11 protein-coding genes and 1 pseudogene are annotated in these 13282 nt (G+C 67.7%); 7 read left to right on the plus strand and 5 right to left on the minus strand.

Annotated elements, in window-relative coordinates; all coding sequences use genetic code 11:
- The first annotated feature begins 114 nt into the window (after positions 1 to 114).
- A complete protein-coding gene (locus DCN14_RS39060; protein ID WP_275404994.1) occupies positions 115 to 246 on the plus strand; it encodes a hypothetical protein in 132 nt (43 codons plus the stop codon).
- A 329-nt stretch (positions 247 to 575) separates the two neighbouring features.
- On the plus strand, positions 576 to 3671 hold the full coding sequence (locus tag DCN14_RS28855) for a biosynthetic peptidoglycan transglycosylase (protein ID WP_096507142.1): 3096 nt from the start codon (positions 576 to 578) through the stop codon (positions 3669 to 3671).
- Positions 3672 to 3731: 60 nt separating this feature from the next.
- Here the strand turns inward: DCN14_RS28855 and DCN14_RS28860 are convergent, their stop codons facing one another.
- The gene (locus tag DCN14_RS28860; RefSeq protein WP_096507141.1) at positions 3732 to 4079 is read right to left on the minus strand and encodes a GFA family protein; all 348 of its coding nucleotides are present in this window, start codon (positions 4077 to 4079) and stop codon (positions 3732 to 3734) included.
- Between the two features lie 154 nt (positions 4080 to 4233).
- On the opposite strand from DCN14_RS28860, the pseudogene DCN14_RS28865 reads away from it, so the two are divergent.
- Positions 4234 to 4493, plus strand: a pseudogene (locus tag DCN14_RS28865) (DUF1272 domain-containing protein).
- A 22-nt stretch (positions 4494 to 4515) separates the two neighbouring features.
- On the opposite strand, the gene DCN14_RS28870 reads toward DCN14_RS28865, so the two are convergent.
- Positions 4516 to 5235: a FadR/GntR family transcriptional regulator gene (locus DCN14_RS28870; protein ID WP_096507140.1), complete on the minus strand. Its 720-nt coding sequence runs from the start codon at positions 5233 to 5235 to the stop codon at positions 4516 to 4518.
- Positions 5236 to 5354: 119 nt separating this feature from the next.
- On the opposite strand from DCN14_RS28870, the gene dgoD reads away from it, so the two are divergent.
- On the plus strand, positions 5355 to 6503 hold the full coding sequence (gene dgoD, locus DCN14_RS28875; protein WP_096507139.1) for a galactonate dehydratase: 1149 nt from the start codon (positions 5355 to 5357) through the stop codon (positions 6501 to 6503).
- A 144-nt stretch (positions 6504 to 6647) separates the two neighbouring features.
- On the opposite strand, the gene DCN14_RS28880 is transcribed toward dgoD, so the two are convergent.
- Positions 6648 to 7580 carry a CopD family protein gene (locus DCN14_RS28880; RefSeq protein ID WP_096507138.1) on the minus strand — a complete coding sequence of 311 codons (933 nt, stop codon included), beginning with the start codon at positions 7578 to 7580 and terminating at the stop codon, positions 6648 to 6650.
- Between the two features lie 377 nt (positions 7581 to 7957).
- Between DCN14_RS28880 and DCN14_RS28885 the strand changes: the two genes are divergently transcribed.
- From DCN14_RS28885 to DCN14_RS28895, 3 genes are all read left to right on the plus strand, one after another.
- On the plus strand, positions 7958 to 8719 hold the full coding sequence (locus DCN14_RS28885; protein WP_096507137.1) for a c-type cytochrome: 762 nt from the start codon (positions 7958 to 7960) through the stop codon (positions 8717 to 8719).
- A 19-nt stretch (positions 8720 to 8738) separates the two neighbouring features.
- A complete protein-coding gene (locus tag DCN14_RS28890; protein WP_115531460.1) occupies positions 8739 to 10037 on the plus strand; it encodes a cytochrome c in 1299 nt (432 codons plus the stop codon).
- 129 nt (positions 10038 to 10166) lie between these two features.
- Complete coding sequence (locus DCN14_RS28895; protein WP_096507136.1) at positions 10167 to 11624, plus strand: DEAD/DEAH box helicase; 1458 nt, start codon at positions 10167 to 10169, stop codon at positions 11622 to 11624.
- Here the strand turns inward: DCN14_RS28895 and DCN14_RS28900 are convergent.
- Positions 11609 to 12124 (minus strand): hypothetical protein, encoded by a 516-nt coding sequence (locus DCN14_RS28900; protein WP_096507135.1) that lies wholly within the window; start codon positions 12122 to 12124, stop codon positions 11609 to 11611. The genes DCN14_RS28895 and DCN14_RS28900 overlap by 16 nt on opposite strands.
- 74 nt (positions 12125 to 12198) lie before the next feature.
- Positions 12199 to 13026 (minus strand): ferritin-like domain-containing protein, encoded by an 828-nt coding sequence (locus DCN14_RS28905; RefSeq protein WP_096507134.1) that lies wholly within the window; start codon positions 13024 to 13026, stop codon positions 12199 to 12201.
- Positions 13027 to 13282: the final 256 nt, after the last annotated feature.

Genomic DNA, 13282 nt, shown 5'->3' on the forward strand with positions numbered 1-13282 from the left:
TCGAATCGCACCTGCATTCCGCGAAAATTTGTCGATAATTTCGACCGCGTCGAGGAAACGATCGCGTCGCTGCGCCGCGAGCCGACCGAGTCGCTGACAATCGCCGCCCCCATCATGTTCGGCATGCACGTGCCCGCCCCCGCGATCGATGCGTTCAAGACGCGGCATCCGGCCATCGTGTCGGAAGTCACGATCGTGGGTCGCCACGTCGACCTCGTATCGGAGGGCTCGACGCACCCGGGATGAATATCGCGCACCCGGGCCCGCGCCGTTTTCCGCGCAAGGCCGGCTCTTCGCCGATCACCTGATCGACCATTTCGTCAGGTGAATGAAGGGTGTAATCGCGCACCATTTCCCGGCATCGATCCGGCCCGTTGCGCACCTCCCCGCACGGCCGCAACGGCACGCCAACCGGGGCGCCGGCGGCTCCCGCCCCCTGCTTCGCGCGGCTCGGGCACACGTGTTGCGTCGGTGCATCTCCGTAGTGAACCGCTCTTGGCAGCCCGCGGTTGAGGACTAAACTAATCCTTAATGAGGGGCGCGGCCGGAGCCCGCGCCTTCAGGGAGACGCCGCCATGAATCGGCCGCTGAATCGCATCCTGCCGCGCGTGACCGGTAGTGCATCGGTCTGGACGTGGATCAAATGGTCTTTGCTGGCCGCGCTGGTGATCGCGATCGCGATCATTGCGCGCGTCGTACAGACCGAGATCGAGACGTCGCGCCTGCAGGCGCACTACCTGTCCGAACTCACCCGCGACATCGGCTACACCGTCGAGCCGGGGCCGAGCGACCATATCCGCTTCCCGGCGAACGGCCCGTACGACGCGCGGCTCGGCTATTCGATGATTCCGGTATTCCAGCAGCGCCTGCTCGCGCGCGGCTTCGTCGTCGGCCAGCAGGCGCGCGACTCCGACCGGATGCTGTCGCTCGCCGATCGCGGCCTGTTCCTGCCTTACGACGAGAAAGACCAGACCGGGCTGATGCTGTTCGACTCGACCGGCTCGCCGCTGTTCGCGACGGTGTTCCCGCAGCGCGTGTACGCGGATTTCGACACGGTGCCGCCCGTGGTCGCCAACTCGCTGATGTTCATCGAGGATCGCTACCTGCTCGACCCGACCCAGCCGAACCGCAATCCGGCAATCGACTGGGGCCGCTTCAGCCGCGCGCTCGCCGACCAGGCGATGCACGTCGTCAACCATCACCAGGCGCGCCCGGGCGGCAGCACGCTCGCCACGCAGATCGAGAAATTCCGCCATTCGCCGAACGGGCGCACCGCGACGCCGCCCGAGAAGCTGCGGCAGATCGCGTCCGCGTCGATCCTCGCGTACATGAACGGCCCGCAGACGATGCTCGCGCGCCGCACGGTCCTGGTGCGCTACCTGAACTCGGTGCCGCTCGCCGCGCGTCCGCACATCGGCGAAATCACCGGTATCGGCGACGGCCTGGCCGCCTGGTACGGGCGCGACTTCAACGACGTGAACCGCATCCTGTCCGCGCCGACCTCCGGCGACAACGTCGACGAACAGGGCAAGACGTTCCGCGAGGTGCTGTCGCTGATCATCGCGCAGCGCGCGCCGTCGTACTTCCTGAATCGCGGCTATCCGGCGCTGCAGAAGCTGACGGACAGCTATCTGCGGCTGCTGTCGAGCGGCGGCGTGATCTCGCCCGCGCTGCGCGATGCGGCGCTCGCCGCGCAAATCGAGCGCAGCGCGCCGCCGGCCGCCGCGCACGTGCAGTCGTTCGTGTCGCGCAAGGCCGTGACGTCGGCGCGCGCATCGCTGTTGTCGGTGCTCGGCATCAGCGACCTGTATCAGCTCGACCAGCTCGACCTGCAGGCGACCAGCACGCTCGACAACGGCGTGCAGCAGGCCGTCGCCCAACGGCTCGCGCAGGCGTCGACCCGCGACGGCGCGCAGGCGGCCGGCCTGTACGGCTTCGAGATGCTCGCGCCGAAGGACGATCCGTCGCACCTGACGTACAGCTTCACGCTGTACGAGCATCGCAACGGCGCGAACATGCTGCGCGTACAGACCGACAGCGTGAACGAGCCGTTCGACGTGAATCGCGGCGGGCGCATCAACCTCGGCTCGACCGCGAAGCTGCGCACGCTGATCACCTACCTGCAGATCATGTCCGACCTGCACGCACGCTACGCCGGCCTGTCGAACGCGCAGCTCGCGCAGGTGAAGCCCGATCCGGTCGACGCGCTGTCGCGCTGGGCGCTCGACTACCTGTCGCATACGCGCGACCGCTCGCTGCAAGCGATGCTCGACGCGGCGGTCGAGCGCAAGTACTCGGCGAGCCCCGACGTGTTCTACACAGGCGGCGGCGCGCAGGTGTTCTCGAACTTCGACAAGTCGGACAACGGCCGCATCATGACGCTGCACGCCGCGTTCGAGCATTCGGTCAACCTCGTGTTCGTGCGGCTGATGCGCGACATCGTCCATTACGAAATGCTGAAGGCGGCCGGCCCGTCGTCGTCGTGGCTCGACGATCCCGAACAGCGCCGGCATTACCTCGCGCAGTTCGTCGACGGCGAAAGCCAGGTCTACGTGAAGCGCTACTACACGCGCTATGCGGGCAAGGCCCCCGACGACGCGCTCGCGCTGATGCTGCAGGACGTGCGCAAGTCGCCGCCGAAGATCGCGACGGTGCTGCGCAGCGTCGCGCCGAACGAATCGCTCGCGTGGTTCGATGCGCAGATGCGCGCGCAACTGAAGGGCACGCCGGCCGCGTCGCTGTCGGACGACGATCTCGCCGCGCTCTACGCGAAATACGCGATCGACCGCTTCAACCTGAACGACCGCGGCTATATCGCGAGCGTCCACCCGCTCGCGCTGTGGACGCTGAACTACCTGCGCGCGCACCCGGACGCACCGCTCGCCGACGTGCAGCGCGACAGCCACGACGCGCGCTTCTACACGTATTCGTGGCTGTACAAGACGCGCTACCACGCGACCCAGGATCGCCGCATCCGCCGCATGGTCGAGCTGCGGGCGTACGCGGAAATCACGAAGGCGTGGCGCGCGCTCGGCTATCCGTTCGCGAACGTCACGCCGTCGTATGCGGCCGCGATCGGCGCATCGGGCGACCAGCCCGACGCGCTCGCCAAACTGATCGGCCTGATCGCGGACCACGGCGAGAAGGCACCGACCGAGACGATCACGCGCCTGGACTTCGCGAAGGGCACACCGTACGAAACGCGCTTCGTGCGCGCGGCCGCGCAACCGCAACCGACGCTGTCGCCGGAGATCGTCAACGTGTCGCGCACGCTATTGCGCGACGTCGTGCTCAACGGCACCGGGCGGCGGCTTGCGGGCGGCCTCACGCTGCCCGACGGCAAGACGCTGGCGGTGTACGGCAAGACGGGGACGGGCGACCAGCGCTTCAACGTGTATGCGCGCGGCGCGCGGCTGATCGAGTCGCGCAAGGTCAATCGCAGCGGCACGTTCGTGTTCGTGCTCGGCGACCGCTTCTTCGGCGTGCTGACGGCGACCGCGCACGAGCCGTACGCGGCCCGCTACGACTTCACGAGCGCGATGGCCGTGCAGTTGCTGAAGTCGATGGCGCCGGCGCTCGCGCCGCTGATCGAGCGCCCGGCCGAGGCCGGCACGCGCACGACAGGCCCGGCGCCGCAGGCCGAAATGCCGGCGCCGGTCGAGCCGTCCTGACGGCAACGGGCGCTCGCGCGACGACGCGCCGTCCGAGGCCGGCTCACGCTGCTGCCGGCGCTAGTGCGAGCGGCCGTCGAAGTGCGTGACGGGCAGCGCGTCGATATCGACATCCTCGAGGCATCGCACGTTGATCGCGGCCATTGCGGTGCCGTTCGGATGAGTGCCCTCGCCGAACGGGTGAATCCCGCAGCGCTTGCAGAAGCGATGCCGGATCACGTGCTTGTTGAACATGTAGGTCGCGAGGTTCTCGTCGGGCGTGAGCAGCTTCAGGTGCTCGCGCGGCACGAACCACATCAACGCACCCTTGCGCTGGCAGATCGAGCAGTTGCAGGCCATCACGCCCTGCAGGTCGCCTTCCGCCTCGAACTTCACGTCGCCGCAGTGACAGCTTCCGCGATAAAGCATGGTCGTCTCCCGGGGCAGCCCGTGCGCGTCGACGGCACCCCGGCGGGACACCGTTGGCCGGGCCGACTCAAGCGCGTACAGTAGCGCGCAGCCGCACCGTGCGCAATGTCCCGCGACGGCCGTCCCGAACCGCTCCGATCACGAGGAAACCGCCATGCTCGAACTGCGCCCCGGCTGCGAATGCTGCGACAAGGATCTGCCGCCCGATTCCGCGGAGGCACGCATCTGTACGTTTGAGTGTACGCGGGCGGCCAGCCTTTTTGCGCGAGCTGCGCCGACGACGTGCTGAAGGGCCGCTGCCCGAACTGCGGCGGCGATCTGGTCGCGCGCCCGCGCCGGCCGGCGAGCCTGCTCGCGAAATACCCGGCGTCGACGCAACGCGTGCTGAAGCCCGGCGGCTGCGCGAACGCCTGACGGCGCGCCGGCGCCGCGCCCGTCACGACATCTCGATCCGCGCGCGCGTCACCGCGAGCAGCGTCGTCATCGCGCGGCGCGCGCCGTCCTCGTCGCGCACGCGGATCGCATCGCTGACGGCCGTGTGCTCGGCGAGCGACGCGTTGAACACGTGCGCGCGCCGCGCATTCAGATGCAGTTGCGCTTCCAGCGTGCGGTCGATCAGCGCGCCGAGCGGCACCAGCAGTTCGTTGCCGCCCGCCTCCAGCACGCTCAGGTGAAAGCGCAGGTCGGCGCGCACCCATTCGTCGATGTTGCGTGCGGCGGCCATCGCACGCACCGCGTCCTCGATCGCATCGAAGCCGCCCGGGCCATGTGCGCGCGCAGCCAGCGCGGCCGCGTGCGGCTCGATCATCTCGCGCATCTCCTGCAGCTTCAGCGCGAACGTGAGCGGCGGCGCGACGCGCGCATACCAGTCGAGCAGGTCGGCATCGAGCAGGTTCCACGCGCGGCGCGGCCGCACGCGCGTGCCGACCTTCGGCCGCGATTCGACGAGCCCCTTCGACGTCAGCGTGCGCAGCGCCTCGCGCAGCACCGTGCGGCTCACACCGAACATCTCCATCAGCTCGGGTTCCCTCGGCAGCAGCGATTCGGGCGGATAGTCGCCGCGCAAGATCGCGGTCGCAAGCTGGAAAGCCGTCTGTCCATGCAGGTCGCGTTGAATGATCGTTCTCCGTTGGCGGACGTGCCGCCGGTTGCCCACTATCTGCGCAATAATGCTATTAATACTATTTTTTATCCGCCTACGCTAGGATAACCGCAACGTACGCGACCGGCGCGGTACCCGCACGTCCGCGCCGGTCACTCCTGGAGACTCCCGACATGAAAATCACCCGCCTCGAAACCTTCGTCGTCCCGCCGCGCTGGCTGTTCCTCAAGATCGAAACGGACGAAGGGATCGTCGGCTGGGGCGAGCCGGTCGTCGAGGGTCGCGCGCACACGGTCGAGGCCGCCGTGCAAGAGCTCGCCGACTACCTCGTCGGCCGCGACCCGCTGCTGATCGAGGATCACTGGCAGGTCATGTATCGCGCCGGCTTCTACCGCGGCGGCCCGATCATGATGAGCGCGATCGCGGGCGTCGACCAGGCATTGTGGGACATCAAGGGCAAGCATCACGGCGTGCCCGTGCACGCGCTGCTGGGCGGCCAGGTACGCGACCGGATCAAGGTGTATTCGTGGATCGGCGGCGATCGCCCGAGCGACGTCGCGAACAATGCGCGCGCGGTGGTCGAGCGCGGCTTCAAGGCCGTGAAGATGAACGGCTCCGAGGAGCTGCAGATCGTCGACACCTACGACAAGGTCGAGCAGGTGATCGCGAACGTCTCGGCGGTGCGCGACGCGGTCGGCCCGCACGTCGGGATCGGCGTGGATTTCCACGGCCGCGTGCACAAGCCGATGGCGAAGGTGCTCGCGAAGGAACTGGACCCGTACAAGCTGATGTTCATCGAGGAACCGGTGCTGTCGGAGAACGCCGAGGCGCTGCGCGACATCGTCAACCAGACCAGCACGCCGATCGCGCTGGGCGAGCGGCTCTACTCGCGCTGGGACTTCAAGCACATCCTCGCCGGCGGCTACGTCGACATCATCCAGCCCGACGCATCGCATGCGGGCGGCATCACCGAGTGCCGCAAGATCGCGACGCTCGCGGAAAGCTACGACGTCGCGCTCGCGCTGCACTGCCCGCTTGGGCCCATCGCGCTCGCCGCGTGCCTGCAGCTCGATGCGGTCAGCTACAACGCGTTCATCCAGGAGCAGAGCCTCGGCATCCACTACAACCAGGGCAACGACCTGCTCGACTACCTGCGCAACCCGGAGGTGTTCCGCTACGAAGACGGCTTCGTCGCGATCCCGCAGGGCCCGGGGCTCGGCATCGACGTCAACGAGGAGAAGGTGCGCGAGATGGCAAAGACGGGCCACCGCTGGCGCAACCCGGTGTGGCGTCACGCGGACGGCAGCGTCGCCGAATGGTGAAAGCGGTGAAAGTGGCGAGACAAGCCGGATTGCGCGGCCGTCATGCCGCGCCGCCGGTTTCGAGACGGCCGCCCGACCAGGCGGCCGTTTTTGCGTGCGCGGCACGCGCGGGCCACGCCGCCGCGCACCGCGCCGGACGTACCGTCAGCCGAGCGCCGCGAAGCCCGGCACGCTGAACGACAGCACGGCGGCCGCGACGAACACGCCGATCATCGTCAGCGCTTCGAGATGCAGGATGTTGCGGAACGTGTGCGCATCCTCGGTCGACGCGGTGCGACGCAGGCGCGGCAGCGCGGAGAAGCGGTTCAGCCCGCCGAGCACGAGCGCGAGCACGACGAGCAGCAGCTTGAGCAACAGCACGCGGCCCCACGTGCTGCCGTCGAGCGGCGCGAGCGAGCCGCCGAGCCCGCGCAGCGCATTGAGCACGCCGGTGGCGAGCACGAACACGACCGCGATCATCGACGTGCGCGACAGGTGCTGGCCGACGCGGATCAGCGCGCCGCGCGCGACCGACGAGCCGAGCGCCGGCAGCACCGCGAGCCCGCCCGCGAGCACGAGGCCGCCCCACACCGCGGTGGCGAGCAGGTGCAGCGTCTGCACGCCGACCGCCGCGGACAGCGGGCCCGTGTCGGCCGCATGGCCGAGCGACGCCTTGCCGCCCGCGACCACGATCACCGCGAGCCACAGCACCGCATGCGCGAGCGGGCTGTCGGGCTTGGCCAGCGCGACGATCGCGAGCACCACGGCGCCGGCGAACGCGACGCTCCAGGCGAAGCCCGCATGGGTCTGCATGAGCACGACGGGAATCGCGGCGAACGCGCCGCCGAGCCCCGCGCCGCTCATCGACGCCGCCTCGTACACCAGCCAGCCGAGATCGGCGAGCACGAGCGCCAGCGCCGCCGCGACCAGCGAATGTTGCGCGCGCAGCCATGCGGGGTGCGACGGCGCGACGACCGGCCGCGCGCCGTCCTTGCCGAGCCACGCCTTGAGCAGCGCCGAGCCGACCGCCATCGCGAACGTTGCGTCCATCAGCGCCGCGAGCGCGACCTGCCCGATCCACAAGCTGTCGATCCTCATCGTGCGCGCCCTCCCGAGAACGGCAGGCCGGCGATGCGGCGGCAGGCGGAACAACGGCGGGAAGACGGCAACGGCATGGTAAAAAACGTCATCGATGATTCCGGAAACGGGAGAAATGACTGGATCTGCGGCGGAGGCGGCGCCGCGCGACCCGCGAGTGTACGGTCTTCGATGGTCAAAGCGCACGCCGGTTCACACTGCCGGCGCCCAAACCGCGTCAAATTGTCGCAAGTCGCAAACAGACAGGAACTGACGTCCTTTTGCCAAATAGCCGTCATTACCCATCGATGATAGAATGCCGCGTCGCAGCAGCCCGGCTGTCCTGCCGTCCACGCGCCGAGCCGATCGTAGCCCGGACAGGTCCCCGACGAATAAACATGGAGTCTCGTGTGTCTTCAAGACGCCTCTTCCGTCCGTTGCTCGCCGTTCTCTTGATCGGCAGCGCGGGCCTTATGAGCGCTGCCCAAGCGCAGACCAAGCCCGAGCAAGCGCACGCCCAGCAGGCGCCGCTCAAGGCACCCGATACGATGGCCGAGCGTGTGCGCGGCTGTACCGCATGTCACGGCGTTCACGGCCAGGGCACGGACAACGACTATTTCCCGCGGCTTGCCGGCAAGCCCGCCGAGTACCTGTACAACCAGCTCGTCAATTTCCGTGACGGCCGGCGCAAGTACCCGCCGATGAACTACCTGCTGACGTACCTGAACGACGATTACCTGAAGGAAATCGCCGAGCACTTCTCGGCCGAGCGTCCGCCGTACCCGGCGCCGGCCAAGCCGACGCTGCCGGCCGCCACGCTCGCGCGCGGCAAGCAGCTCGTCACGCAAGGCGACCCGTCCCGCAAGCTGCCGGCCTGCGTGGCCTGCCACGGCGCAGGGCTGACCGGCATGCAGCCGGCGATCCCGGGCCTCGTCGGCCTGCACGCCGACTACCTGAGCGCACAGCTCGGCGCATGGCGCTCGGGCAACCGCCACGCGAAGGCACCCGATTGCATGCACGAGATCGCGTCGAAGCTGTCCGACGAAGACGTGACGGCCGTGACCGCATGGCTTGCGGCTCAGCCGGCGCCCGCCAACCCCGTGCCGGCTCCGGCGCGTTCGATGAAGACTCCGCTCGCCTGCGGCAGCGAACCGCAATAAGGCAAGGGAGACAGACACAATGAAACGCAAGTCCCTGTTTGCACTCTCGGCTGCCGCCATCGTCGCGGCCGCCGCTCTCGTCCCGGTCCTGTGGCCGGGCAACGACACGCTGCACGGCGCTGCTGCCGTCGCGGCCACGCCGGCCGACCAGGCCGCGCTGATCAAGAAGGGCGAATACCTCGCGCGCGTCGGCGACTGTATCGCGTGCCACACCGTGCGCGGCGGCAAGTCGTTCGCGGGCGGCCTGCCGATGGCGACGCCGTTCGGCACGATGTACACGCCGAACATCACGCCGGACGACACCGACGGTATCGGCAAGTGGACATCGGACGACTTCTACCGCGCGATGCACACCGGCCGTTCGAAGGACGGCAGCCTGCTCTACCCGGGCTTCCCGTTCGCGAGCTACACGAAGGTCACGCGCGCCGATTCGGACGCGATCTACGCATACCTGCGTTCGGTCGCGCCGGTGTCGGTGCCGAGCCGCCCGCACGAACTGAAGTTCCCGTTCAACAACCGCAACCTGCTGATCGGCTGGCGCACGCTGTTCTTCAAGGAAGGCGAGTACAAGCCGGATCCGACGAAGTCGGTCGAATGGAACCGCGGCGCGTACCTCGTCGAAGGCCTCGGCCACTGCTCGATGTGCCACACGTCGATCAACATGATGGGCGGCCCGGTGACGGGGTCGGCGTTCGCCGGCGGCCTGATTCCGCTGCAGAACTGGTATGCGCCGTCGCTGACGAACGACAAGGAACTCGGCCTCGGCGACTGGCACGTGCAGGAGCTGTCCGACCTGCTGCAGGCCGGCGTGTCGAACAAGGGCGCGGTGTTCGGCCCGATGGCCGACGTCGTGCACAACAGCCTGCAGTACATGAACGACGAAGATACGCGCGCCATGTCGACGTACCTGAAGTCGATTCCGCAGAAGGCTGAAGCGCCGAAGAACATGCAGTACGAGCCGTCGAAGCAGTTCGGCAATGCACTGTTCGACCAGGGCAAGAAGATCTACGCGGACAACTGCGCGACCTGTCACGCGGCAACGGGCTCGGGCAAGCCGCCGGCCTATCCGCCGCTGGCAGGCAACCATTCGATCGTGATGGAATCGGCAGTCAACCCGATCCGCATGGTGCTGAATGGCGGCTATCCGCCGAGCACGTTCAAGAATCCGCGTCCGTACGGGATGCCGCCGTTCGCACAGTCGCTGTCGAACCAGGAAGTCGCGGCAGTCGTCACGTATATCCGGATGTCGTGGGGCAACAACGGTACGCCGATCTCGCCGCAACAGGTGAGCGACCTGCGTTCCGCGCCGCTTGACTAAATAACGCGCGACACAGACGGGGGCGCGGCTGCGGGAAACCGCAGCCGCGCCCCTTTGCTTTTTGCGACGCCAGTTCCCCGCGCGGGCCGCGCGAGGCGTCGCCGATCATAAAACTCAAGAGTGGTATCTATGTCTTTCGAATCTCTCGGCTTGGCCGAACCGCTCGTCAAGGCGGTCAACGAGCTCGGCTACACATCGCCGACCCCCATCCAGCAACAGGCGATCCCGGCCGTCCTCGGCGGCGGCGACCTGCTCGCCGGCGCACAGACCGGCACCGGCAAGACCGCCGGCTTCACGCTGCCGATCCTGCAGCGCCTGCACACGTTCTACGCCGAGCACCGCGGCGCGAAGCGCGCGGTGCGCGCGCTGATCCTCACGCCGACGCGCGAACTCGCCGCGCAGGTCGAGGAAAGCGTACGTGCATACGGCAAATACCTGAAGCTGCGCTCGACCGTGATGTTCGGCGGCGTCAGCATCAATCCGCAGATCGATGCGCTCAAGCGCGGCGTCGACATCGTCGTCGCGACGCCGGGCCGCCTGCTCGATCACATGCAGCAAAAGACGATCGACCTGTCGGATCTCGACATCCTCGTGCTAGACGAAGCCGACCGGATGCTCGACATGGGCTTCATCCACGACATCAAGCGCGTGCTCGCGAAGCTGCCGCCGCAGCGCCAGAACCTGCTGTTCTCGGCCACCTTCTCCGACGAGATCAAGTCGCTCGCCGACAGCCTGCTCGATTCGCCCGCGCTGATCGAAGTCGCACGCCGCAACACCACCGCGGAAAGCGTCGCGCAGAAGATCCATCCGGTCGACCGCGATCGCAAGCGCGAGCTGCTCACGCACCTGATCCGCGAACACAACTGGTTCCAGGTGCTCGTGTTCACGCGTACGAAGCACGGCGCGAACCGGCTCGCCGAACAGCTGACGAAGGACGGCATCAGCGCGATGGCGATCCACGGCAACAAGAGCCAGTCGGCCCGCACGCGCGCACTCGCCGAATTCAAGAGCAGCACGCTGCAGGTGCTGGTCGCGACCGACATCGCCGCACGCGGGATCGACATCGATCAACTGCCGCACGTCGTCAACTTCGACCTGCCGAACGTGCCGGAAGATTACGTGCACCGGATCGGCCGTACGGGCCGCGCGGGCGCGACCGGCGAAGCCGTGTCGCTCGTATGCGTCGACGAGAAGCAACTGCTGCGCGACATCGAGCGGCTCATCAAGCGCGAGATTCCGCAGGAAGTGATCGCGGGCTTCGAACCCGATCCGACCGCGAAGCCGGAGCCGATCCAGCAGCGCCGCGGCCAGCAGCCGCGCGGCGGCAACAGTGGTGGTGGTGGTGGCGGCAATCGCCAGCCGCGTGCAGGCGGCTCAGGCCAGCCGGCCGCGAAGCGCGACGGCAACGCGCAGCCGAAGGCCGCGAAGGCGGCGAAGCCGCGCGCGGCAGGCGGCGCGAGCGGTAACGGTGGTAACGGCGGCGGCAGCGGTCGCCCGGCCGCCGGCAACGGTGCCCGTCCCGCGAACGGCAATGCCGCGCACGCGAACCGCAACCGTTCGTCGCGCAGCGGTCAGCGCGGCCACTGAAGCCGCGCGGCCGCGCGCCGCAGGTGCTCGACCTGGCGCTGCCAGCGCGCGAGCACCTCGGTGCGCTCCCCTTCCAGCGCAAACGTGACGCCCGTCGCGAGACGCGCATAGCCGACCCGCTGCGCATCGCCGTGCGCGATCGTCGCAGCGAATCCGGCCAGTCCGCCGAAGTCTCCTTCGAGCGGATCGATCTTCAGTTGAGCCTGCCAGAACGCCCCGTCCGCGACGAGCGTCAACGCGGCCGCACGCCGTTGCGCCAGCGCGCGCGCCGCACGCGATTGCGGCCATAGCGCGAGCAGCAGCATGCCCGCATCGTGTGCGTAGATCTCGCCGACGCTGAGCAGTGTCGTGCGCAGCTGGCCGTCGTCGGTCGCGACGATCAGCGATGCGGCGAAGTCGGCGTGGCGTTCGGGCGCGGTGCCGTCGAACAGTGCGACGACGGCCAGCGGCCACGTGTCGAACGTCCATTGCTCGAGCGCGTGGCGATCGGAGTCGGTCATGATGGGGGGCCTCGGTCGGAGCGGATAGATGCGGCAGCCTGGCCGCGATGAACCGCGCCGTGGCAATCGGGCGATCAGCGCAGGAACACGTGCCGCGTGATCTTCGCGAGCGGATAGTGGATGCTCGGCTGGATCTTCGCGGGCAGGTCGAGCGGCTTCAACAGCATCTTCACGCACATGTCGGCCGACACGTTGCGCCGCACGAGCGAACTGATGCGCGCCGCGCGTTCGCGGTTGTATTCGCTGTCGCCGACGCGATCCGGGTAGCGCATCGCGAACACGTGGCGCAGCGCGATCTCCGAATCCTCGTTCTTGATTTCCATCACGCGACGCGCCAGCGCGCCCAGGACCGCGAGCCGGCCGTTGCCTTCGACCTGGTTGTACTTCTTGAAGAACTTGAAGAAGTGCTTGTAGTGGCGCACTTCATCCGTGCGGATGTTGTCGGTGATTTCCTTCAGCACGGGCTCGTCGGAGCATTCGTTGATCGCGCGATAGAGCGTGGCCGTGCCCGTCTCGACGACGCAGCGCGCGACCATCTCGAGCGCGCGCGTCTTCTCGAATGCCTCGACCGAGCAGGTCTTCGAATACTCTTCGAAGAAATTCGCGAAGGCCGTGTCCCAGTCAAACTCGGGCCACACGTGCGCGATGTACGCCTTCAGCGCGCGGCCATGCTGCAATTCTTCGTGCTCCCATGCATTGTTGAGCCATGCGGAGACTTCCGGATCGTCGTTGAAGAACTGGCTCAGATTGCTCGTGTAGAGATCCGAGCCGCTCTCGATGAACGACGATGCGCACAACAGCAGCAGCAGATCCTCGTTCGCGGCGGCGCGCTGACGATCGATCCGGTTCAGGTCGATGTCCTCGATTCGCCACGGCATGACATGTGTCGTTTCGGTGTGCATGGTGGTTCGCTCCCAGTCGTCGCGCGCTCGGGCCGCCCATGCCTCCGGCACGGGCGCCGGCCATCCTGCAGGCGGCGTCTTGCTTGCGTTTATAGTGAGTTGGTCCGGCCGAACCATTCAGGCATCTTAGCCGGACTTTGATGTTCGTGCTTCAAGCACTGACCATGCCCGGGAAGCGCAGTTCCACGCCCCGTGTTGCCGTTCGTTAGACGAGTCCTTCGACGCCGCCCCGTTGACGTGCGCGCCGCGGGGCGCA

The organism is Burkholderia sp. IDO3 (genome assembly GCF_003366075.1).
GTDB classification, from domain to species: Bacteria; Pseudomonadota; Gammaproteobacteria; order Burkholderiales; family Burkholderiaceae; genus Burkholderia; species Burkholderia anthina.

Bases quoted from the DNA above. Each gene is read 5' to 3' on its own strand.
- DCN14_RS39060 (WP_275404994.1), top strand. From the start codon at position 115: ATGTTCGGCATGCACGTGCCCGCCCCCGCGATCGATGCGTTCAAGACG.
- DCN14_RS28855 (WP_096507142.1), top strand. From the start codon at position 576: ATGAATCGGCCGCTGAATCGCATCCTGCCGCGCGTGACCGGTAGTGCA.
- DCN14_RS28860 (WP_096507141.1), bottom strand. From the start codon at position 4,079: ATGCTTTATCGCGGAAGCTGTCACTGCGGCGACGTGAAGTTCGAGGCG.
- dgoD (WP_096507139.1), top strand. From the start codon at position 5,355: ATGAAAATCACCCGCCTCGAAACCTTCGTCGTCCCGCCGCGCTGGCTG.
- DCN14_RS28880 (WP_096507138.1), bottom strand. From the start codon at position 7,580: ATGAGGATCGACAGCTTGTGGATCGGGCAGGTCGCGCTCGCGGCGCTG.
- DCN14_RS28885 (WP_096507137.1), top strand. From the start codon at position 7,958: ATGGAGTCTCGTGTGTCTTCAAGACGCCTCTTCCGTCCGTTGCTCGCC.
- DCN14_RS28890 (WP_115531460.1), top strand. From the start codon at position 8,739: ATGAAACGCAAGTCCCTGTTTGCACTCTCGGCTGCCGCCATCGTCGCG.
- DCN14_RS28895 (WP_096507136.1), top strand. From the start codon at position 10,167: ATGTCTTTCGAATCTCTCGGCTTGGCCGAACCGCTCGTCAAGGCGGTC.
- DCN14_RS28900 (WP_096507135.1), bottom strand. From the start codon at position 12,124: ATGACCGACTCCGATCGCCACGCGCTCGAGCAATGGACGTTCGACACG.
- DCN14_RS28905 (WP_096507134.1), bottom strand. From the start codon at position 13,026: ATGCACACCGAAACGACACATGTCATGCCGTGGCGAATCGAGGACATC.